Here is a 22,730-nt window from a genome sequence, read left to right on the forward strand (position 1 = left end):
TGACAAAAAAACCTGCGACTGACTGAATCAGTGGCAGGTTTTTTTTACGTTTAAAAAAGACGATCAGTTATAAATCGGCAGTGCCAAAAACAGTTTAATCACGATGGCATTGGCGATGTCGATAAAGAAGGCGCTGACCATGGGGACGACTAAAAAAGCTAAGGGCGACGGACCGAAGCGATCGGTCACCGCTTGCATATTGGCAATCGCGGTCGGGGTGGCACCCAGGCCGAAGCCGCAATGTCCGGCGGCTAATACCGCTGCGTCGTAGTTTGATCCCATCACCCGGAAGGTGACGAAAATGGCATACGCGGCCATTGCGATTGCTTGCACCGCCAAAATCGCCAGCACCGGCAGGGCTAATGAGGCCAGATCCCACAGTCGCAAACTCATCAACGCCATCGCCAGGAATAAGGACAGGCTGACATTGCCGATGACCAGAATGGCGCGTTCGAATATTTTGTATCCGAACACTAACGACAGACCGTTGCTGAGCACGACGCCGACAAACAAGACGGTGACAAAGGTTGGTAATTCAAACGCCGTGCCGCTAAGCAAGTTGGAGATCATGGTGCCCACTGACAGGCACACGGCGATCAATGCCAGCGCCTTATAAACGATTGCGGTGTAATCAACTGGACAGCCTTGGGTTGCTCGAAAGTCAGTGGGGCTGCTTTGTCGCCGTCCTTGGCATTGGCATCCGGTAACTTGACTTTGCGCACCAGAAAACCGGCTACAGGACCACCGATCAAGCCGCCTAAAATCAAACCAAACGTCGCGCACGCTATAGCGATTTCGGTGGCGGCGGCTAAGCCATGCTTTTCTGTAAATACCCGTCCCCACGCCGCGCCTGTGCCATGACCGCCGGAGAGGGAAATGGATGATCCCAGCAAGCCTATCAAGGGATCAATCCCCATTAATTTGGCCATGACAATACCAATGGCATCTTGCAGCAGTAAAAAGCCCAGGACGACGCCTAAAAATATGGCCAGCGTGCGGCCACCAGCTTTGAGACTGGCAAGGTTGGCGTTTAAGCCGATGGTGGCAAAGAACGCCAGCATTAAGGGGCCTTGCAGGGTGTTGTCGAATTGAATCTGCACATTGGAAAAACTGCGTAGCGCCAGCAGTATCAAGGCAACCAATAAACCACCGACGACCGGTTCGGGAATGCTGTAGGCCTTTAGTGCTGAGGAAGAGGAGACAATTTTGCGTCCCAGCAGTAATACTAACGATGCTGCAACTAATGTTTCCAAGGTATCTAAAATCAACATCAGGTTTTCTTTCTTAATGGAAATTTATTTCAAAATACGTTCTGCATATTGAATACACCCTTTTTAGCGCTCGGCTATAAAGGGATGTTGTGCCATAGCAACTCTCTAAAATTGCGAGTCCGGATTCTAGCCGTATGGATGCTTGTGGTTGCTGTTTCATGCACAAAAAACAATCAAATAAGCCGATTTATGAGCAAGGCTTGAATACGTGAATATACGAAGTGGTTTGGCGACCGTAGCACTCTTTCCGTGTTACGTTAATGCAACAATAGACAATATCGCAATAGGGATTTTAGAGAGAATCCTTTACATGATTTTGCTTTTCACACTTGAAAAAAATGCCACTAAAGCGGCATTTTTGGTAAAAATTAGGTTATCGGCTTAAAGCTTCGTGCTTAAGGCTTATTCTCGACCGAATTATTTACTTTGGTTTCATCGCGTGCAATGACAACGCTTAGCTTTGCCGGATCGATCCGGTTACGAAACGCGGTGTTGACCTGATCGAGCGTCAATGCATTGATGTTGTCTTCTTGTTGTTTACTCCATGCCAAAGTGCGATCTAAATCCAGTAGCCATACCCAGCCGGCGCTGAGGGTGTCGTCTTGCGCCCGCGACTGAAGACCTTCTTGTGCTATGGCTGACTTGGCGCGTGTCAGTTCTTCCATGGTGAAGCCATCTTTACGCACGCGTGCCAATTCCTCCCGAATGCCCAGATCGACTTTCGCCAGATTTTGTGGCGCGGCGATGGCGTGAATACTGAAGCTGGCAGCATGACTGATCGCGCCGATATGGAGTTCAGAACCGACACTGTAGGACAGGCCATCTTTTTGACGGATCCGATCAACTAGTCGTGATTTCAGACTGCCGCCACCGAAGAGATAGTTGGCAACCGTCAGGGCCGCATAGTCGGGGGCGTCATCGCGCATGTCCAGATTCAGACGGGCAATATAGACGCCATTTTCTTTATCCGGTGTATTGATGACTTCGTTGATGGTGCTGACGTCAAAATTTTTGTGCAGGATGCGCTCATAGGGAACGCTACTTTTCCAGTCGCCAAATTCTGTCTTTAGCACAGTAGTGGCAGCGACCGGATCAAAATCACCAACAATGGCTATTTCGCCTTGCGATGCACCATAAAACGCCTTGTGGAAAGCGATGGTCTCAGCTAGCGTGACGGCCTTGAGACTGGCTATTTGTTGATCGATGTCTTGCGTTGAGAACCAGTGCCCTTGTGGGTAAAGGTTGAAATGCTGCGCCATCGCTTGCGTGGCAAGGGTGCCGGGATCGTTGCGTGTGGCTTCGAACTGGACTAACGTTTCTTTGCGCAGAAGTTCAAATTCAACGGGATCAAAACGTGGATGCTTAAATGTGCTGGCGATGAGTTTCAGTGCGTCCGGCAGATTGCTGCGCGTAGTCTGAAAGTTATGCAGATTGCCGCTGAGTTTGAGTGCGGAAAAGGCATCGGCCAGTTGTTGGCGATTGAGCGTTGTCGTGCCACGACTGAGCATTTCATCGGCCATATATGACGCCATTTTTTTGCCGAACACTGTCTTTTCATCACCCCATCCGAACATCATATTTACCGAGACGGTTTCGCCTCGGGTTTTTTTGGGGAGTAATGCCAGTTTCATGCCGCCTATCGTCAGATGCTGTGTGCGGGCATCGATATTGGCGTAAGACGGATCAAACACTTCACCCGCAGCCACCCCTTGTTGCGGCTTGTAATCCTTCATAACGTCGGCCAACGCCGGTGCGGCAGGGACTTCGGCGCGCTGTGGGTGGTCCTCGGGTAAGAAGATGCCAACGGTTCGGTTATCGCGTTTGAGATATTTTGCAGCAGCGCTGGCGACCTGTGCCGAGGTTACCTTGGCCAGTTGATCGCGCCCTAAAAATAGTAAGCGCCAGTCGCCTAGCGCAATTGCCTCGGACATTGCAATACCGATTTGTTGTGGATCGTTGAGCAGCTCTTCATAGTTATGCGCGTTGTCGCGTTTGACCCTATCCATTTCTTCAGTGGTAGGGGGGATGCTCGAGAATTGTTCAATCGCCTTGACTAAGGCTGCGCGTACCGGCTCTATCGCTTCATCTTTTTTAACAACCGCACCGATGATGAACAAGCCGGGGGCATAGCCGCTCATTTGATGTTGAAATACCGCGGTCGCCTTGCCGGTTTCGACGAGGGCTTTATACAGTCGTCCGTTGGGGGTATCTGCCAGTATGTCAGCAGCTAACGCCAGCGCATCACTGTCCGGGTGGAGTGCGCTCGGCATTTTGTAGGCGACGGCGACGATTTGGATATCGCCCTTGCGGCGCAGGGTGAAGTTACGCTCACCGTCCTGAGTTGGCTCGACCGTCCAGAATTCAGGCAGCTTGCGGGTTGGCTTTGGCATTTTTCCAAATGCATCATTGACCCATTTCAAGGTTTGCGCAACGTCGAACTTTCCTGCGATCAGGAGGACTGCATTGTCGGGCTGGTAATAGGTTTTATAAAAGGCTTGCAGGTTTTCTATCTTCACGTTCTCCACATCGCTGCGGTTGCCGATGGTGGGTTTGCCGTAGCTATGCCAATCATAGGCGACGCCTTGCAGGCGTTTGAAGAGGACGCCTGCGGGTGAGTTTTCGCCGCTTTCAAACTCATTGCGCACGACCGTCATTTCACTATCGAGATCTTTTTTAGCGATGAATGAATTGAGCATCCGATCCGCTTCGAGTTCGATAGCCCATTTCAGATTGTCGTCGCTGGCTTGCGAAAATTCATAATAATTGGTGCGGTCTAGCGAAGTGGTACCGTTGAATGTCATTCCGCGCTGGCTGAAATTTTCAGGAATCGCCGGATGGGTGGGCGTGCCTTTGAACATCAGATGTTCGAGCAAATGAGCCATCCCGGTTTCACCGTAATTCTCAAAACGCGAGCCAACCAGATAGGTCATGTTAACGGTCACAGTAGGCTTGGTGGCGTCCGGCAGCAATAGCACTTTGAAGCCATTGTTGAAGCGGTATTCGGTAATGCCTTCAGCCGACGGGCCTTTGGTGACACCGGCTGGAATAGCCTGGGCATTGGCCGTGTCGGGAGCAAACATCAGTACGCTGGTCAATATCAGCGTCAGTGATGTTGACAATAAAGTCGCCAATAACCCGGGATGACGGTTCTTGCGAAATAGTTGCATAGAGGTTCCGATCAATGAATGTTCTGATAGCAGAATAATAGGAGAAAACCGTGTATTAGTACGTATTGATACGCGTTAGTTCACCGACAATACCGATCAGATACATGGTGATAACTAACCATCTGAATGAAGGATAAAAATGTATCCCGGAGTCGCCGGTAATATTCTGAGTAGGGAGAGCGTCGCAGGATGCTACCACTTGCATGGATCGTCAGAGAGCGATCATGCGCAAGTGGTAGTTGAAAAGAGGGGGGGGCAATGAAGATGGGTTGACTGGGATTTATTCTGCTGGCGGCACGTAACCGACGGCAGCATCTGCGCCGTTACCGAAGAAATGATTTTCCATTTGCGTTGCCAGATATTTGCGCGCACGCACGTCCGCCAGATTCAGGCGATTTTCATTGACCAGCATGGTTTGATGCTTGAGCCAGGCGGCCCAGGCTTCTTTTGAGACGGTCTCATAAATCCGCTTGCCGAGTTCTCCCGGATACGGTGGGAAATCCAGTCCTTCAGCTTCTTTGTCAAGTTTGATGCAATGAATAGTACGTGCCATGATTTTTCCTTTTAGCTACTGTAGAGATGTGCGCCGGCTTCAAAGAGCGCGGCACGGTAAGTGATGAAAAAATAAAACGTTAAAGTTGCTTGATCAATACCAGCGATTTACGCTGCCAGTTATACATATGTTGCCGATTCTTCGGGAGATCGTCGACGCTGGCGTAGACAAAGCCACGGCGTAAGAACCAATGCGCAGTACGGGTAGTGAGGACGAATAATTTGGTCAGGCCAGCGGCGCGCGCCCGGCTTTCCATATGTTTGAGAATTTTTTCGCCATCGCCTTGCGCCTGAACTTCCGGGTTGACCGTCAGACACGCCATTTCGCCCATTTTTTCGTTAGGGAACGGGTAGAGCGCCGCGCAACCGAACAGCACACCATCATGGTCGATCACGGAGAAATAATGGATCTCACGTTCGATCAATTCGCGTCCGCGCTTAACTAAGGTGCCGTCGGCCTCCAGCGGTTCGATCAGTTTGAGGATACCGCCGACGTCTTCAATCGTCGCCTCGCGCAGGCTTTCCAGATTCTCGTAGGTAATCATGGTGCCGATGCCGTCATGCGTAAACAATTCAAGCAAGGCCGAACCGTCGGTGGCAAACGGCACGATGTGCGCACGTGCCACGCCAGCGTTGCAGGCCTTGATCGCGTGCTGCAAATAGAAGGCCGAATCTAATGGCAAACAACTACTTTGGAGTACCGCTTGCGCCTGATGCGAGGATAGCTCGCGGATTTCAGCGTCGCCAGCGTCTTTCATTAACGGGGTTTCGCTGATAAAGATCAGTTTTTCCGCACGCAATGCAATTGCGGCGGCTACGGCAACGTCTTCCATCGACAGATTGAAGGCTTCGCCAGTCGGTGAAAATCCGAGCGGAGAGAGCAAGACCAGATTACCGGCATTCAAAATCGGATGGATAGTTTCGTAGGCGATTTTACGCACCACGCCGGTTAATTGCAGATCGGCACCGTCGATGACGCCGAGCGGGCGGGCGGTGACGAAGTTGCCGGAAATGATCCGAATCGCCGCATGCGCCATCGGCGTGTTGGGCAAGCCCTGACTAAACGCAGCTTCGATATCGAGGCGCAATTCGCCAGCCGCTTCTTTGGCACACTCAAGGGCTGCGGCGTCGGTGATGCGCAAGCCGTTGTGAAAACGGGTCTCAACGTTGCGCAAGGCCAACTGTTCTTCAACCTGTGGTCGCGAACCGTGCACGATGACGATTTTGATCCCCAACGCGTGCAGCAGCGACAAATCCTGCGCCAGCACCGGCAAAGCGCCAGCCATGACGAGCTCGCCCGGAAAGGCGATCACAAATGTCTTGCCGCGAAAGGCATGAATATAGGGCGCAACAGAGCGCAGCCATTGGACGAATTCGGTGGTGTTTTCCATGCTGTGCATTATATACATGACGCTGGGAGACAGCACTACTGCGGGACGCCGAATCGGCGCTAATTCATTGACATAGTCCAATCTCCGCGTTGGCCTGTGGAAACGCAGTCTTTTCTATATGATGCATCAACATAATTGCTGGAGATGATTATGTTGCCGAGTAGCGCATATAAAAAGGAAAACAGACATGAATGCAGTCGATTACCAGGTATTACATAGCGCTGTCAGTTGGCTGCGCCAAGGTAAGCGCGTGGTGATGGTGACCGTGGTGCGCAACTGGGGGTCTGCTCCGCGCCCACTCGGCTCGCTCTTTGCGATGACTGCCGATGGCGACTTTACCGGATCGGTATCGGGCGGCTGTGTGGAGGACGATTTAATGGCGCGTTTTGCGGCGGCGTTTCCCGATCGGATTGAGGTTGTCCGTTACGGCATCACCGCCGAACAGGTGCGCCGTTTTGGTTTGCCGTGCGGCGGCACGCTGGAACTGGTGGTGGAGCCTTTGGTTAACGCGGCAGCGTTGGAACCGTTGCTGGAGGCGGTTGCTTCCCGGCGGTTGGTGCAACGGCGCTTGAATCTGAAGACCGGCGTGACCGTGATCGAAGCAGCCGTCGTCGATGTCACAGTGCGCTGTAACGATGATGAGTTGCTACAGGTATTTGGTCCGCGCTGGCGCTTGTTGATTATTGGCGCAGGCCAAGTTTCGGAGTATCTGGCGCAGATGGCCCCGGCAATGGATTTTTCGGTATATCTGAACGACCCGCGCGAAGAACAGCGGCGCAATTGGCAAACGCATTCGTCGGGGTATACCGCGGCAGTCGAATGGCTTGACGGCATGCCCGATGACGCCGTGCTGGCGTTTGCGCCGGATCAGCGCACCGTCATCGTTGCGCTCAGCCATGATCCGAAAGTCGATGATATGGCGTTGATGGAGGCCTTGAAGACCGATGCGTTTTACGTCGGCGCGATTGGCTCGATGGCCAGTACGGTTGCGCGTAAGGCACGGTTGCTCACGCTCGACGTGACGCAGGCGCAAATTGACCGTTTACATGCGCCGATTGGGTTGCCGATTTTGAGTCGGTCGCCTGCGGAGATTGCGGTGTCGGTGTTGGCGGAGTTGATTGCGTTGCGGAATGTGGGTGTGGGGGTGTTACCGGTATGAGCAGGGTGGGTTCCGGAGCAAGGAGATGGGGCTGATTGAGAGATATTTTGCTGAGCGAGTATATGGAATATTCTCGCTCAGGCTTAAGGGTTAGTACTAATTCCGGCGTCGGGTTGATCAGTTGTACTGATTGTGAACTTGTGGGTCAAAGGAGAATGGGACTTCGCTGTCTTTGAAAAGCAAATTGATATTCATGGTGCAAGTGGCAGAATTGGCATCGACTGTCATCATTAATTTACCGTCATTTGGTATGCTCGCAGGGCTCATTTGTTGTGTCAATGCTCCTGATTCCTCAAATCCGGCAAATATAACGTCCTCTGGCGTCGGGCCGATCAGTTGGAAACTAATGATTGTGTTGGGTTGTGTCACGGTGAGGTATGGTGGATTGCATGTCACTTGGTAAGTGCCACTTCCATCGTTGGATGGAAGCGCAATGACTAGCATATTAAGAAATACTGGCGGGATCGGGAAGATGGTTGTCATGGGGTCTTTTAAGGGTAATGTGAGAGATATTTTAAATAGGCTTCCTCACGATAGCCAATTTGATTCATCCAGACTGCCGTAGCGACCACTGTATCGCCCTCGGCAATGCAGCGATGGGAGCGTATCCAAGGATTAAGCACTTTGAAATTAGTACTGTTCGACGCTTCTGTGCCCAGCAAGGTGATCACTGCCTTGCAGTCGGTGACGGCATCATTACGATTACCGCGCTTATGGGCAATCTCAGCACGTATCAGAAATGTATTGGCGAGCAGCGTGCGCGTATTTATATTCATTCGATTGCGTACATATAATTCGTTAAGGCGAAGCAAGACATCGTTAATGGCTTGAGTAGCTTCTTCGAGTTGCCCAACACCCAGTAACACGCTGGCTGTGCGTTGCATGGTCAGCGCGTATAGCCGGGTCCACTCTGCATTTTTTGGGTCGAGCTTGGTCAGGTCGATGATTTTTTTGCGTACAGCGGATAATGGGATTAGCTGCGTTTGGGCCTCATGCTGATTCCCTGTGATACGTAACATCTCTAGCTGGCCAATAATCATGTTGGCCTCCCACTCACGGTTACCCGGTGCTGCATGAATTATTCTGTTCAGTATTTCATCGGCTTGGCTGTAATCGTTCAATGCTGACTGGTCTAAGCCACGGCTCAGCTTGAGTGCAGCCTGATGATGCAGTGCGATCGCCATTTTACTGGCCCACAACAGGTCGTTGGGTGCCGCTTGATGTAGTGCTTTTATCACTATCGACTCGCGCTCGTACAAAGCCTGAGCTGCGGCCAAGTCACCTATAGCTTCATCGGTAGATCCAGCCCATGACAAGCTATCGGCAAAATCTGCCGCCAGCATCAAGTCTTCCGGCTTTTGCGCCATCGCTCTGCTTTTTAGTGCAATCGAGGCTTGAAATTCTCTTTCCGCTGTTTGCGCGTCGCCGCGTCTTAATGCCAGCGTGCCGAGATTGTTGTGCGCATACGATTGTTCAATCCACGCATCGATATTTAATGGTTCCAGTGCGCTCATTCGGTCGGAGTAGTCGCGATATAGCGAGAAATATTTATGCGCCTGATCCCATTCGTTTTGATTGAGCTGAATTTGTCCCAGCCAAAATACATTTGCGCCAATTTGTTTCAGTACCTCTGTGTCCTTGGGCGTAATTTCTAATTGCTGCCGCAAGATAGCGTTACCCGCCAGCAGCGCATCGATCGCCCCTTTCGGGTCACCCCGTGAGATGCGCACTTCTCCAATAACTTCCAGCGCCTTAGCCCGGTGCGTCATTGAAACCGCGTTCAAATCATCGTCGGCGGAGCCTGCCAGATATTCGAGGGCTTTGGCGCTGACGCTGTCGAGCAGGTCCAGTCTGGCCAGCGGTCTGAGTTTGTCGGCGAAATCGCCCAGCATGAATCCCATCAAGTGTTCTGCCTGATCGCGCCGTTGCTGGGCGCTGCGCTTGGCGTTGACGGCTGTTACGCCAAATAAGGTGGCGAGCACGGCTAGCGCGAGGATCAGAATGATGACACCCAGCCGCAGCCGTTCGCGGCGCAGGGCTTTGCGGCTCGATGCGGTGATCAATAGCATTTCGTCGGGCGACAAGGAAAGTGCGGTCGTCGTCAACAACGTACGCGCCTCGTCCAGTTGTTTGCCATGCGGCAGCAGCAAATCGGCTGTCTGGCCTTCCGCGACCCAACGCGCAGTCGATTGGGCTACCCGGGAGCGAATTCGCAGGCTGCTGCGATGGGTTGCTATCCAATCGATGGCCCGACTCCAACGTCGTAGTAGCGCTTCATGGGCAATGCTGAATCCTGCTGCGCTGCCGACTAGCGCGCTGACAAACAAACGCGCCTCAACTAAGGCATTCACCAGTTCGCGCTCTGCGTCCGAGTTCAGGGCCGCATAAGGGGCGCTGCGCCTGGTAGCGGTATCGCTATCGGCCGATAGTGTCACGATCAGGGAGAGTATCCGCGGCAAAGCGGCGCGATGCTGTTCGTCCAGCATGTCGACCACCTCGTCGGCGCGGCTGCCGATGGCACCTTCAAGCCCGCCGAGTCGTTGATAAGCCTCGATACTGAGCTCGCCGTCGCTGCTGCGCAGTCGATACAGTTCGTGCAGCGTGTATTGCAATAGCGGCAGGGCGTCAGGACTGGCAAAGGCGCTCTGGCACAGCGTATCGTCAAGCCGCGCCTGGGTCTGTGGGTCGACGCCAAACGTCAGATTGGCAGCCTTGGCCGGCAGGCGAATGATCTGGGCGATTTCGGCAGCGGTCGGCGGCGTTAAATCGAAATGGCCGCCGTTCGCCTTGCCTTCGAGTAGTGCTGGAAACTCCGCAATCTGCGTATAGAAATCATTGCGGCAAGCGAGTATCACGACCACATTTTTTGAGCGTGCCAGTGTGTCGATCGCGGCGATGAATTGCTGGCGTTGCTGACGGGAAATATGCGGGAGCGTGAAGCTGGATTCGAAACGGTCGAGAAACAGCAACAATTTCTGATGCCGTGCAATCGCCATCGGCCCTAGTGCCGCATCCAGCGCGGCGATCACTGCTGTGAGATTCTCTTCAATCCGTTGGCCGAGCGAGAACGCACTCTCTCCGGCAAATAAAGGGTTGCCTTCTGTTTGCCAATCCAGCATGGCACCGGCGAGGCCGACAAATAACTGACCATCGCCTAGCTCGACTAAGTCCAGCGTGGCGCTGGAGATCACGCCTCCCCAGTCTGCTTCGCGCTGCCGTTCTAAGCGGGGTAATAGTCCGGCCTGAATCAACGAGGTTTTGCCCGATCCGCTAGAACCCAGTACCAGCAGTAAAGAGCGCAACGCCAAGACCTGTTTTGTCAGAGCCAATGCCAGTGCATCGATGGCGTCGTCGCGCCCGAAAAATACTGCGGCATGATCGGCGTCGAACGCTTGCAAACCCAGAAATGGCGAGGTATCGCGCCAACTTCCCTCAACCAGCATTGCCGCAGGACTGTTATCGAATACCACTTCGGCGATGACGCGATAGCCGCGCTTGCGGATGGTTTCTATGTAGCGGGGAGCGTGCGCATCATCGCCGAGCAAGCGGCGTAACTGGGTGATGGTCTTGTGAACCGGATTGTCGCCATACAGCGTGCTGCCCCAACATTGCAGCAGCAGTTGTTCACTACTGACGATGGTGTTGGCATTGGTGCACAGGGCTACCAGCACGTCCATGGCGCGCGGTTCCACACGGTGCACTACTGCGCCGTTTGTGAGGGAATTTCCAGCTCGGCTGACTTGCCAATTGCCGAAACAAAAATCGACATCTTTCATGTTTTTCCGTCCGGAAGGTTAATCCGGCGGGATCCGATCTTCACCATAAAATCTTTTAAAAACAGTCACTTAGAAATCGGAAGGAAAGCAGAAGGTAACTTTTTATTAATTCGTCTAAAGTTTATAGCCAGCAGTGAATATTACCAATAAATCATTACATTAATGTATATATTTAATAAGTTTTATGCGATTCAAGCATATTTTATTTGCTCGCCAGCTCTTTTTTTCTGTGCCTGCAAGGTGCATGACAACCATATCGAACCCATGAAAACTGATCTTATGTTGCCGCTTGTCAATCACAACACCAGTTTTATGCCGCCCTTTGCAGCAATCAGTTCAAACACCGGAGAGCTACTGTTGCCGGTCGAAGTCCAATCTGCCCTGAACCACGTACTGGGTAGCAACGTCTTTCGCAAAGCGCGAACCATGAGCAGACTGCTGCGCTTTCTGGTGGAAAAAGCGTTGTCAGGGGATGCGCGGGAAACCAGCGAATATGCCATCGGAATCGGCGTGTTCGACCGTAACTGCGCCACCTACAGCACCTGTGACGATCCCACAGTGAGGGTACAAATTGGTCGCTTGCGAGACAAACTCGCCGCCTATTACGCCGATGCCGGGGCCCATACGGATCTGAGATTCATCATTCCGGTAGGCAGTTACATGCCCAAAATTCAGAAAGCGACAACCCACGCTGCTGCGAAACCGCAGAATTACTTGCTTGCGGTGATGCCGCTGCTGCACTTATCGCAGGATCCGCAAGGCGCGGCCTTTACCGACGGATTGAACGAAGAACTGACCTGTCAGCTTTTTAAGACCTTTGGCGACAAGGTCGTAACGCACAAGTATGTCGGCCCGGCTACGGTTATTCCGTCAGGAGTGCGGCATTTGCTAGAAGGCAGCATCCGGGTCAGCGGCGATTTAGTGCGCGCTTCATTACGTTTGATTGATGCCAGCGTCGGTTGTATTGCCTGGTCGGAACAATTCGATTACGGCGGGCCGTTTGGGATCGCTGTTCAGGAGCAGGTTGCGGTGGGGGTTTGCGGCGGATTGAAGGGGTATTTTTCGCATGTTTAACGTCTTAGTGCTGAGGGAATTGGCGCGGAATCTGGACGGCTCATTCCATTTGTGGCTGAATTTTTGCCATTTCACTATAAAACATGATGCCGGAAAATTTAATCGGGAAAAATCACATGTCGCATAGTGTTATCAGAAATGCACTATTTAAAATCCTGGAAATTTCTGGGATTTTAAATATTCAATATCAAAGCTGTGATGGTTTTGATATCAAGTTGTACATAAAAAAACTTAGGAATTACGATGATTCGCTCTATTTGCCGTTTGTTGTTCATATTATTTACCTGGCTTCCTGTATTGAGTATGGCGCATGACCATGAGGGCACAGCTGATTCAAAAGGCATCATATTTACGCCAGCTTCAACAACAGAGGAATTCATCGAGGTACTGAATGAATGTGTTGATAAAAATGATGTTAAAAATGTATTCCTGCAATCCGGTTTAGGTGATGATCGGTTTCCTATCGCGACGTTAGGAAATAATCAGGCCGAGGTCAAGGTTTTTTATAGTCAGGGAATTATTCTTCAATACGGTTTTAATTTTGCGTCCGCGATTGCCGCTTTCTATAAAGCGAGCAGTCTTGATTCAGATGCAGCAATGCCGTATTGGGGGATTGCTTTATCTGCAAATTCTAATATTAATAGTAACGCGACACATGGTTGTAGCCGTTTGTCTTACAGAGCAATAGGGGATGCTTTATTGAAAGCTGAGGCGCGAAAAGTTAATTTTGACGCGATAAATAAATACGGCGTTACGCAATTAAACCGTGAGGTCGCCTACGCTAAAGCGTTTAAAACGTTATTTACAGATAATGTCAATGGCACGGTATCGACTACTGATAAAAACAAGCAAGCCTATGTAGACGCAATGAAGGAGTTGTCAGAGAGTGATAAAAATGATTTAGACGCTGCTACTTTATATGCGGATGCCTTGTTAAACATGACGCCGTGGAAATGGTGGACTAATCACACAGGCAATCACGCTACGCCAACCCCGGATGTCGTAAAAGCACTTGGGATAATCGAATACGTATTAGCGAAAAACGACCAATATGTTGGTGCCAATCATTTATATATTCATGCGATAGAAGAGTCCACACAGTCCGAATCAGGTATTCCGATGGCGAATCGTTTGCCACGGCTGACCCCCGCCTCGGGCCATTTAGTGCATATGGCTTCGCATATCTATCAGCGCATTGGCGACAATGCGGGTTCCAGCGCGATGAACTATGCGGCGGTGTCAGTTGATCGTGCGTATGCGAATCAACACCAGGTCCAGGACGATTATCTATTGCATTATTTAGGCCACAACATTCATTTTTTGACGTGGACGCTTGCAATTGAGGGTCGTCATAATGAGTCACTGAATATGGCAAGAGAGCTCGTTAATAATACAATTACCTATGCAAATAGCCTTTATCTGTGTGAACATTTTCCCGAAGAAGTGCGTACCAAAGTAGATTATTTTTTTACCGTTCCATTCTATTTTTCTGTACGCTTTCAGGATTGGAAATTTTTGAATGCAATGCATAAGGAGGTAGAGGAAGGCAGGAGAAAAGTGAATGACACTTGCAAACAGTTAAATACTGAAAAAAATCCAAATGCCTGGAAACCTCTGGAAACATCTTATACTGATGTTATGTATGCTTATGCAGATAATTATCGTAAGATAAGTTCTTCTGCTAATAGCGATGCAAAGTCGGCGCTGATTAACTTTTGGGATGCAACCGATCAATATTGGAAGGCGACAAAAAATAATGTACAGCAGCCGCCAACATACGGAAATAATGATGCGTGGAATTTAATTCGTATTTCTAATATTATTTTAATTAATAAAGCATTGGAAAATAATAATATTAAATTAAGTACTATTAAAGAGTATTTAAATAGTATTAAAGATGATTCAGGTAAAATTAAATTTTATGCCGAGCAATTGCTTAAAGATCTCAATATTAGTACTGATATCAATAACGATGTCATTATTGCGTTATGGAAAAATGGCATCATTATTCAAAATCACTTATATTACAACGAGCCGAGAGACTGGTATTACACTCTGGGAGAATCATTAGGCTACGCTTATCTTACTCAAGGGAAATATGCCGAGGCGCAGAATGCCTTTACCGCTGATTTAAAAGAAAATCTCCTTGGCGGACGATCACTCTGCGGAAAAGTCCTGGCAATGGAAAAGCTGGGAGAGCCTTATTATCAGGTTGATAAATTCAAAAAAGAATTTGCAACGGCCTGGCGCAATGCAACGATACCGGCTACACCGGGAAAAACTACCGGTAATATGATGGAGCCTTGTTCTAATCCGCAATAAGCCGTAATAAGATGGTTTGAATGACTGTTTAATACATCGGGAAATGCTGTTAATTCAGATTTCCCGATTATTTCGTTAAATTTCACTCGATTTGCAGTAATCCTGCTGTGCTTTACCGACAGAAATATCCCCGCCTCAGCAACCGCATAACCGACCCCCACTCTGTATAATCTGGTCCCCATGCCAGCACCAGAATCCAATCCACCTTCGCGGCCCGCTGATCCAGCCCGGCCGCCACGCTCTGAAGCATCGAAGCCTCAGAAAAATTCATCGTCACCGGCGCAGTCACGTCCACCAAGACCGAACGTTAAGCAGCCCAGAGCGCCAAGGCCTGCGCCCGAGCGTAATCCGCTACCGCCCATCGTTTTTCCCGAAGAATTACCAGTCTCTGGCCGTCGTGCAGAAATTGCCGAGGCGCTGCTAGCGAATCAGGTCATCATCGTGTGCGGTGAAACTGGCTCCGGTAAAACTACGCAACTACCTAAAATTTGTCTGGAACTGGGTCGCGGCTTGAACGGTTTGATCGGCCACACCCAGCCGCGCCGGATTGCGGCGTCGTCTACCGCCAAGCGGATCGCGCAAGAGTTGGGTTCACCCTTGGGTGAGCACGTTGGTTTTAAGGTGCGTTTTAACGATACTTTGACCAAGGGGGCTTGGGTCAAGTTGATGACCGACGGGATTTTGCTGGCCGAAACCCAGACCGATCCGATGTTGTGGCAATACGACACCATCATCATCGATGAGGCGCATGAGCGCAGTTTGAATATTGACTTTCTGCTCGGCTATCTAAAGCAGTTACTTCCCAAGCGGCCTGATCTGAAGCTGATTATTACGTCGGCCACGATTGATGCGGATCGCTTTGCCCGGCATTTTGGTGTGGGCGATAAATTGGCCCCCGTGATTGAAGTCTCGGGACGCTTGTATGAGGTTGAGGTGCGCTATCGGCCGGTTGATAACGCGGACCGTAGTGGTGTTAATCCAGCGCTTGCCGCCGCCGTGAAGCCTGGCGCACCCAATGCGGCCCAACGCGATCGTGATCAGCGCGATTTGATGGATGCCGTGGTGGACGCGGTCGATGAGTTGGCGCGGGTCGGCTCCGGCGATGTGCTGGTATTTTTGCCCGGTGAGCGCGAGATTCGCGATGCCGCTGAGGCCTTGCGTAAGCATCATCCGCCGCATGTCGAGATTTTGCCGTTGTTTGCGCGGCTGTCGGCGCAGGAGCAGGAGCGGGTATTTAAGGTTTCCAATGCGCGCCGGATTGTGTTGGCGACCAACGTGGCGGAGACTTCGTTGACCGTGCCCGGGATTCGTTACGTGGTCGATGCCGGTTTGGCGCGGGTTAAGCGCTATAGCTATCGCAACAAGGTTGAGCAATTGCAGATCGAGCCGATTGCGCAATCGGCGGCAAATCAACGCGCCGGGCGCTGCGGGCGTGTGGCGGCGGGTGTCTGTATCCGGCTGTATGACGAGAAAGATTATCTTCAGCGGCCTAAATTTACCGAGCCGGAAATCATGCGCTCATCGCTGGCTTCGGTGATTTTGCGCATGAAATCGCTGCATTTGACCGATGTTGAGACGTTTCCGTTTATCGAGCCGCCTCCCGGGCGGGCGATTGCCGACGGTTATCAATTGTTGCAAGAGTTGGGTGCGGTCGATGATGATAATCGGCTGACTAAAACGGGCCGTGAATTGGCGAAGTTGCCGCTTGATCCACGGGTCGGCAGGATGATTCTGGCGGCGCTCGATAACGTTTGCCTGACCGAAATGCTGATTATTGCAGCGGCGGTGTCGGTACAAGATCCGCGTGACCGACCGATGGATGCACAGTCTGCGGCGGATCTGGCGCATAAAAAATTCGCCGATGAAAAGTCTGAATTTCTCAGCTATTTAAAAATCTGGACATGGTTTGAAGATGCTATTGAGCACAAGAAAACCAATCGCCAACTACAAGACAATTGCCGGGCGAATTTCTTGTCGCAACTGCGTTTGCGGGAATGGCGCGATGTCCATTCGCAATTGTTGACCATCGTGCGCGAGCAGGGCTGGCGACTCAATGAAGCGCCGGCGACTTACGATAATTTGCACACGGCGTTGCTGACCGGTTTGCTGGGCAATGTCGGCTTTAAGGCCGAGGACGAGCCGCACTATCTGGGCGCACGCGGCATTAAGTTTCATATTTGGCCGGGATCATCGCTGACCAAAAAAGCTGGTAAATGGGTGATGGCGGCGGAGCTGGTCGATACCACGCGTTTGTATGCCCGTTGCATCGCCCAGATTCAACCGGAATGGCTGGAAAAAGTCGGCGCGCATTTATTGAAAAAAACCTACGGCGAGCCGCGCTGGGAAAAGCGCATGGCGCAGGTCTCTGCCTCGGAGCGGGCCACGCTGTACGGTTTGGTCGTCTATAGCCAGCGCCGGATTAATTTCGGTCTGATCAATCCAACAGAAGCGCGCGAAATATTTATCCGCGACGCCTTGGTGGGCGGCGAGTACGAGACCCGTTCGCCGTTTTTTGCGCACAATCAAAAGTTGATCCGTGAGATTGAAAATCTCGAGCATAAATCACGTCGCCTCGATGTGTTGGTTGATGAGGAGTTGATTGCTGCGTTTTACGACAAACTGATTCCGGTCACGATCTGCAACGGCATTACCTTTGAAAAATGGCTCAAAGATACGCTGCCTGCCAATCCAACCCTGCTGTATCTGAATCGCGATGATTTGATGCGGCATGAAGCCGCTGGCGTGACGACCGATTTGTTTCCTAAATTGATGCGGGTGGCCGGGATCGAGATGGGATTGTCGTATCACTTTGAGCCGGGCACACCACGCGATGGCGTGACGCTGACGGTGCCGTTGTACGCCTTGAATCAGGTCTATCTTGATCGCTGCGATTGGCTGGTCACCGGGATGCTGAAAGAAAAAGTCCATCTTTTACTCAAATCATTGCCGCAAAAATTGCGGCGTAATTGCGTGCCTTTGCCCGATTATGCCACTGGATTTTGTGAGCGGATACAGGCGCGCAGTGCCTTTGGTCACGGCAATTTGCTCGATGCTTTGATTGCTGATGTACGGACCGAGACAACGGTGGCGGTACGGATATCGGACTTTAAGGTAGAAACCTTGCCAGCCCATCATTCGATGAACTTTAAGGTCATCGACGAGCATGGCCGCCAGCTGGATATGGGACGTAATCTGGCGGCGTTGCAAGCCGAACTGGGCGGGCAGGCGCGGGAGAGTTTTCAGAAGCTGGCCGAAAAAACCAGCGTTGCCGCGCATGAAGGTGCCGCTGTACAAGGTTCGCAGGTAACGGCGCATCGTCCATCTGCGCCCGTTGCTGCAAAGAGTAGCGCGGCCAATAGCAATCTCTGCAATCTGACGAGCTGGACCTTTGGCGAGTTGCCGGAGTTGCTGGAAATCGCGCAGGGCAAGCAAACGCTGATTGGCTTTCCGGCGCTGGTCGATAAGACGGCGCACTGCGATCTGGAAGTTTTCGACGATCCGAACGAGGCGGCGCGTATACATCGGCTGGGATTGCGCCGCTTGTTTGGGTTGCAATTGAAGGAACAACTGAAGTTTCTGGAAAAAAACATTCCCGGTTTGCAGCAAATGGGCATGCAGTTTATGGCGCTGGGCTCGCAAGAAGAATTGCGTGACCAAATCATTTCGGCGGCATTGGAACGGGCCTGCCTACAAGCGCCACTGCCAACCAATGCCGCGCAATTTATGCAGCGCAAGGACGAGGGCAAGTCGCGTCTGGGCTTGCTGTGCAACGAGCTGGCGCGCATGACGGGGTTGATTTTGGCGGAATATCACGGTTTGCCGAAGAAGTTGCAAGGCGTTAAGGCGCACGCAGCAGCGGTGGTGGATATTCAGGCGCAAATGGCGTGCTTGGTCAGCAAGCGGTTTATTGCTGAGAACGATTACGCGAATCTGACCCATTTCCCGCGTTATCTGAAGGCGATAGGCGTGCGGCTGGAAAAGTTGCGCGCCGATCCGAGCCGCGATGTGCGTTCTCTGGCCGAGTGGACGCAAGTGGCGACACCATGGCAACGGGCGCAAAAGGACAGGCAAGGCAAGGCTGATCCGAAAATGCAGGAATTTCGCTGGTTGCTGGAAGAACTGCGGGTCTCCTTATTTGCACAGGAACTAAAGACGCCAATGCCGGTGTCGGTGAAACGGCTGCAAAAAGTATGGGAGACGATGCAGCGCTAATGCTGCGCTTTGCAATCTCATCACCGGTTGATTCGCGTAAAATTGCGCAAATCCCGCTTAATTACATTTAACTGCGTACATTTAACTTCGCACATTTAACTTCGCACTTAACTTCACCAAAAAGAGAACACTATGGCTATCAAATCCGACAAATGGATCCGCCGCATGGCACAGGAAACCGGCATGATCGAGCCATTTTCCCCGCAACAGGTACGTGAAGAAAACGGCAACAAGATTGTCTCCTACGGCACCTCGTCGTACGGCTACGATATCCGCTGCGCCAATGAATTCAAGATTTTTACCAATATCAACTCCACCATTGTTGACCCAAAGAATTTCGACGAAAAATCTTTCGTTGATTTCAAAGGCGACGTCTGCATCATTCCGCCGAATTCGTTTGCCTTAGCGCGCACGATGGAATATTTCCGCATTCCACGTAGCGTATTGACGATCTGCCTGGGTAAATCGACTTACGCCCGTTGCGGGATTATTGTCAATGTGACGCCGTTTGAGCCGGAGTGGGAGGGCTATGTCACCTTGGAGTTCTCTAATACAACGCCATTGCCAGCGAAAATTTATGCCGGTGAAGGTTGTGCACAAGTGTTGTTCTTTGAGAGCGATGAGGTTTGCGAGACTTCGTACAAGGATCGTGGCGGGAAGTATCAGGGGCAACAGGGTGTGACGTTGCCTCGGGCATAGGTCGTCTCAGTTCAGCGAGGCAAGGCATGAGTAAAAAAATTATCATCATTGCTGGTCCGAATGGTTCTGGTAAAACTACATTTGCTCGTCCATTCCTGACACAGGAGGCTGACTGTCCACGCTTCATTAACGCCGACTTGATTGCTTCTGGCTTGTCACCCTTCGCACCAGAGGCTGCTGCAATTAAAGCGGGGCGGATAATGTTGAAGGAAATTGATCTTGCAATAAAGTGTGGAGATAGTTTCGCCTTTGAAACAACATTATCTGGCGTATCCTATTTACGTCACATTTGAGACTGGCGAGATATGGGTTACCACGTGAGTTTGTTTTTCCTTAGCTTGCCAAATGTTGAAATCGCGATTGCTCGGGTGGCTGAACGGGTTAAAGAAGGCTGACATAATATTCCTGAAAGCGTGATACGAAGGCGGTTTTCTGTCGGAATGTCTAACTTTCAATTGGCTTATCGGGACGCGGTTGATGTGTGGGCGTTATATGACAATTCTGGCAATGGACCAGTGATGATTGATTGGTGAGAAAATTCATGAACCAGCAAGATGTCAGTATGGCAAAAGACAAAGATCTGGCGGCATCGATGGCGGCAATGAAGCGTGCAGCGGCTTCAGCGAGACAGCTTGCTATTGAAAAGGGTACTGCGATTATCGTAGTGCAAGATGGAAAAATCGTTCGATTGACGGCTGATGATTTAAAAAAAGAGCGCGGAGAGCGTTAATCACGTTATTACTTCTTTTCAGAGTCAAGTCTAAATAATGCCCTGCAAGTCATTCAGACTTCAGGGCATTATTCATATCAGGCGACTTTTCAGGTGTTTAGCGGTTATTGCCGCACACAATCCACAAAATAATCCCGCTTCCCATTAACTTCCCGCTTCACCAACCCATGCACATCCGTCTCAAAGCCGGGGAATTTCTCGTTGAAATTACGCGCAAATTTCAGATAGTCAACGATGGTTTTGTTAAACCGCTCGCCCGGAATCAATAACGGAATACCTGGTGGATAGGGCGTGAGCAGAATCGAAGTTACGCGGCCTTCTAGTTGGTCAATCGGTACGCGGTCGATTTCACGGTGGGCCATTTTGGCAAATGCATCCGACGGTTTCATGGCCGGTTGCATTGCTGACAGATACATTTCGGTCGTCAGACGGGCGATGTCGTAGGCTTTATAGGTCTCGTGAATTTGCTGGCATAAATCGCGCAGGCCGAGGCGTTCGTAGCGGGAGTTTTTGCCGTTATTGGCGCGGGCGAACTCGGGCAGGATGCGCCAGATCGGCTGATTTTTATCGTAATCGTCTTTGAATTGCTGCAGCGCTGTCAGCAGGGTGTTCCAGCGGCCTTTGGTGATGCCGATGGTAAACATGATGAAGAATGAATACAGTCCGCATTTTTCAACGATGACGCCGTGTTCGGCCAGGTATTTGGTCACGATGGAGGCGGGGATGCCGCTGTCGCTGAACTTGCCTTCGAGGGACAAGCCGGGGGTGACGATGGTGGCTTTGATAGGGTCAAGCATGTTGAAGTTGGGGGCCAGATTGCCGAAGCCGTGCCAGTCGTCTTCGGCCTTGATGACCCAGTCTTCACGCGTGCCGATGCCGTCTTCAGAAAACGAATTTGGTCCCCAGACCTGAAACCACCAGTCCTGGCCCCATTCCTGATCGATTTTTTTCATGGCACGGCGGAAGTCGAGCGCTTCCAAGATGCTTTCTTCGACCAGCGCTGTGCCGCCGGGGGCTTCCATCATGGCCGCGGCCACATCGCACGAGGCGATGATGGAGTATTGCGGCGAGGTCGAGGTGTGCATCAGATAGGCTTCGTTGAAGGCGTCCTGATCGAGCTGCACGGTTTCCGACTCGCGCACCAGCACTTGCGAGGCTTGTGACAAGCCAGCTAGCAATTTGTGCGTCGATTGGGTCGAGAAAATCATCGATTTCTTGGCGCGTGGACGATCTTTACCGATCGCGTGCATGTCTTTGTAGAAGTCATGGAAGGTCGCGTGCGGCAGCCATGCTTCGTCGAAATGCAGGGTGTCGATTTCACCATCGAGCATGTTTTGCAAGGTTTCGACGTTGTAGATCACGCCGTCGTAGGTCGATTGCGTAATGGTCAGAATGCGGGGCTTTTTGTTGACGGCTTCACGCGCAAAGGGATTGGCTTCGATCTTGGCGCGGATGCTTTCCATGGTGAATTCTTCGAGCGGAATCGGGCCGATGATGCCGAGGTGATTGCGGGTTGGCATCAAAAAGACGGGAATTGCGCCGGTCATGATGATCGAGTGCAGGATCGATTTGTGGCAATTGCGATCGACTACGACGATGTCACCCGGGGCGACAGTGGAGTGCCAGACCATCTTGTTGGAGGTCGACGTGCCGTTGGTGACGAAGTAGCAATGATCCGCATTGTAGATACGGGCGGCATTGCGCTCTGACTCGGCGATGGGGCCGGTGTGGTCTAGCAATTGGCCGAGTTCTTCTACCGCGTTGCAGACGTCTGCACGCAGCATGTTTTCACCGAAAAATTGATGAAACATCTGGCCGATGGGCGACTTTAAAAAGGCCACGCCGCCGGAGTGGCCGGGGCAGTGCCAGGAGTAGGAGCCATCTTGCGCGTAATGGACCAAGGCCCGAAAGAAGGGCGGCGAGAGGCCGTCCAGATAGGCTTTGGCCTCGCGGATGATGTGGCGGGCGACGAACTCTGGCGTATCTTCAAACATGTGGATGAAGCCGTGCAGTTCGCGCAGGATATCGTTGGGGATATGGCGCGAGGTGCGGGTTTCACCGTACAGATAAATCGGGATGTCGGCATTTTTATAGCGTATCTCTTCGACAAAGGCGCGTAGCGATTTGAGCGCATGGTCGGTCTCTTCAAGTGAGCCGGCACCGAACTCTTCATCGTCAATCGACAAAATAAAGGCCGACGCACGCGATTGTTGCTGTGCGAATTGGGACAGATCGCCATAGCCGGTCACGCCCAGGATTTCCATGCCTTCCTTTTCCATCGCTGCGGCAAGTGCGCGGATGCCGAGGCCGGAGGTGTTTTCTGAGCGGAAGTCTTCGTCAATGATGACGATGGGGAAGCGGAATTTCATGAGGTCGT

Annotated in this window: 13 protein-coding genes and 1 pseudogene; 7 read left to right on the forward strand and 7 right to left on the reverse strand. The window is 51.5% G+C overall.

What is annotated here, in order from left to right; all coding sequences use genetic code 11:
* Window positions 1–63: 63 nt before the first annotated feature.
* From gltS to argA, 4 genes and pseudogenes are all read right to left on the reverse strand, one after another.
* Window positions 64–1,271: pseudogene (gltS, locus tag ACVBEF_RS02785) on the reverse strand (sodium/glutamate symporter).
* Between the two features lie 395 nt (window positions 1,272–1,666).
* The gene (locus tag ACVBEF_RS02790; protein WP_447122418.1) at window positions 1,667–4,438 is read right to left on the reverse strand and encodes a M16 family metallopeptidase; all 2,772 of its coding nucleotides are present in this window, start codon (window positions 4,436–4,438) and stop codon (window positions 1,667–1,669) included.
* 280 nt (window positions 4,439–4,718) lie between these two features.
* A complete protein-coding gene (locus ACVBEF_RS02795) occupies window positions 4,719–4,991 on the reverse strand; it encodes an oxidative damage protection protein (protein WP_447122419.1) in 273 nt (90 codons plus the stop codon).
* A gap of 79 nt (window positions 4,992–5,070) precedes the next feature.
* Window positions 5,071–6,381 (reverse strand): amino-acid N-acetyltransferase, encoded by a 1,311-nt coding sequence (gene argA, locus ACVBEF_RS02800; RefSeq protein WP_447122420.1) that lies wholly within the window; start codon window positions 6,379–6,381, stop codon window positions 5,071–5,073.
* A gap of 187 nt (window positions 6,382–6,568) precedes the next feature.
* On the opposite strand from argA, the gene ACVBEF_RS02805 reads away from it, so the two are divergent.
* A complete protein-coding gene (locus tag ACVBEF_RS02805) occupies window positions 6,569–7,540 on the forward strand; it encodes an XdhC family protein (RefSeq protein WP_447122421.1) in 972 nt (323 codons plus the stop codon).
* A 117-nt stretch (window positions 7,541–7,657) separates the two neighbouring features.
* Here the strand turns inward: ACVBEF_RS02805 and ACVBEF_RS02810 are convergent, their stop codons facing one another.
* Complete coding sequence (locus ACVBEF_RS02810; RefSeq protein WP_447122422.1) at window positions 7,658–8,023, reverse strand: hypothetical protein; 366 nt, start codon at window positions 8,021–8,023, stop codon at window positions 7,658–7,660.
* A gap of 8 nt (window positions 8,024–8,031) precedes the next feature.
* Window positions 8,032–11,316: an nSTAND1 domain-containing NTPase gene (locus ACVBEF_RS02815; protein ID WP_447122423.1), complete on the reverse strand. Its 3,285-nt coding sequence runs from the start codon at window positions 11,314–11,316 to the stop codon at window positions 8,032–8,034.
* Window positions 11,317–11,580: 264 nt separating this feature from the next.
* On the opposite strand from ACVBEF_RS02815, the gene ACVBEF_RS02820 reads away from it, so the two are divergent.
* The 6 genes from ACVBEF_RS02820 to ACVBEF_RS02845 all read left to right on the forward strand — a co-directional run bounded on the left by ACVBEF_RS02820 (window position 11,581) and on the right by ACVBEF_RS02845 (window position 20,353).
* Window positions 11,581–12,390 (forward strand): hypothetical protein, encoded by an 810-nt coding sequence (locus ACVBEF_RS02820; RefSeq protein WP_447122424.1) that lies wholly within the window; start codon window positions 11,581–11,583, stop codon window positions 12,388–12,390.
* Window positions 12,391–12,633: 243 nt separating this feature from the next.
* A complete protein-coding gene (locus ACVBEF_RS02825) occupies window positions 12,634–14,712 on the forward strand; it encodes a hypothetical protein (protein ID WP_447122425.1) in 2,079 nt (692 codons plus the stop codon).
* Between the two features lie 180 nt (window positions 14,713–14,892).
* Entirely contained in the window at window positions 14,893–18,924 is a 4,032-nt protein-coding gene (gene hrpA / locus ACVBEF_RS02830) for an ATP-dependent RNA helicase HrpA (protein ID WP_447122426.1), read from the forward strand.
* Window positions 18,925–19,056: 132 nt separating this feature from the next.
* Window positions 19,057–19,623 (forward strand): dCTP deaminase, encoded by a 567-nt coding sequence (gene dcd / locus ACVBEF_RS02835; protein ID WP_447122427.1) that lies wholly within the window; start codon window positions 19,057–19,059, stop codon window positions 19,621–19,623.
* A gap of 26 nt (window positions 19,624–19,649) precedes the next feature.
* Window positions 19,650–19,916: a hypothetical protein gene (locus tag ACVBEF_RS02840; protein ID WP_447122428.1), complete on the forward strand. Its 267-nt coding sequence runs from the start codon at window positions 19,650–19,652 to the stop codon at window positions 19,914–19,916.
* A 248-nt stretch (window positions 19,917–20,164) separates the two neighbouring features.
* The gene (locus ACVBEF_RS02845) at window positions 20,165–20,353 is read left to right on the forward strand and encodes a hypothetical protein (protein ID WP_447122429.1); all 189 of its coding nucleotides are present in this window, start codon (window positions 20,165–20,167) and stop codon (window positions 20,351–20,353) included.
* Window positions 20,354–20,457: 104 nt separating this feature from the next.
* Here the strand turns inward: ACVBEF_RS02845 and ACVBEF_RS02850 are convergent, their stop codons facing one another.
* The gene (locus tag ACVBEF_RS02850; RefSeq protein WP_447122430.1) at window positions 20,458–22,722 is read right to left on the reverse strand and encodes an Orn/Lys/Arg family decarboxylase; all 2,265 of its coding nucleotides are present in this window, start codon (window positions 22,720–22,722) and stop codon (window positions 20,458–20,460) included.
* Between the last annotated feature and the right edge of the window lie 8 nt (window positions 22,723–22,730).

The sequence above is a fragment of the Glaciimonas sp. GG7 genome (assembly GCF_052976905.1).

Bases quoted from the DNA above. Each gene is read 5' to 3' on its own strand.
- ACVBEF_RS02790 (WP_447122418.1), bottom strand. From the start codon at position 4,438: ATGCAACTATTTCGCAAGAACCGTCATCCCGGGTTATTGGCGACTTTA.
- ACVBEF_RS02795 (WP_447122419.1), bottom strand. From the start codon at position 4,991: ATGGCACGTACTATTCATTGCATCAAACTTGACAAAGAAGCTGAAGGA.
- argA (WP_447122420.1), bottom strand. From the start codon at position 6,381: ATGGAAAACACCACCGAATTCGTCCAATGGCTGCGCTCTGTTGCGCCC.
- ACVBEF_RS02805 (WP_447122421.1), top strand. From the start codon at position 6,569: ATGAATGCAGTCGATTACCAGGTATTACATAGCGCTGTCAGTTGGCTG.
- ACVBEF_RS02810 (WP_447122422.1), bottom strand. From the start codon at position 8,023: ATGACAACCATCTTCCCGATCCCGCCAGTATTTCTTAATATGCTAGTC.
- ACVBEF_RS02815 (WP_447122423.1), bottom strand. From the start codon at position 11,316: ATGAAAGATGTCGATTTTTGTTTCGGCAATTGGCAAGTCAGCCGAGCT.
- ACVBEF_RS02820 (WP_447122424.1), top strand. From the start codon at position 11,581: ATGAAAACTGATCTTATGTTGCCGCTTGTCAATCACAACACCAGTTTT.
- ACVBEF_RS02825 (WP_447122425.1), top strand. From the start codon at position 12,634: ATGATTCGCTCTATTTGCCGTTTGTTGTTCATATTATTTACCTGGCTT.
- hrpA (WP_447122426.1), top strand. From the start codon at position 14,893: ATGCCAGCACCAGAATCCAATCCACCTTCGCGGCCCGCTGATCCAGCC.
- dcd (WP_447122427.1), top strand. From the start codon at position 19,057: ATGGCTATCAAATCCGACAAATGGATCCGCCGCATGGCACAGGAAACC.
- ACVBEF_RS02840 (WP_447122428.1), top strand. From the start codon at position 19,650: ATGAGTAAAAAAATTATCATCATTGCTGGTCCGAATGGTTCTGGTAAA.
- ACVBEF_RS02845 (WP_447122429.1), top strand. From the start codon at position 20,165: ATGAACCAGCAAGATGTCAGTATGGCAAAAGACAAAGATCTGGCGGCA.
- ACVBEF_RS02850 (WP_447122430.1), bottom strand. From the start codon at position 22,722: ATGAAATTCCGCTTCCCCATCGTCATCATTGACGAAGACTTCCGCTCA.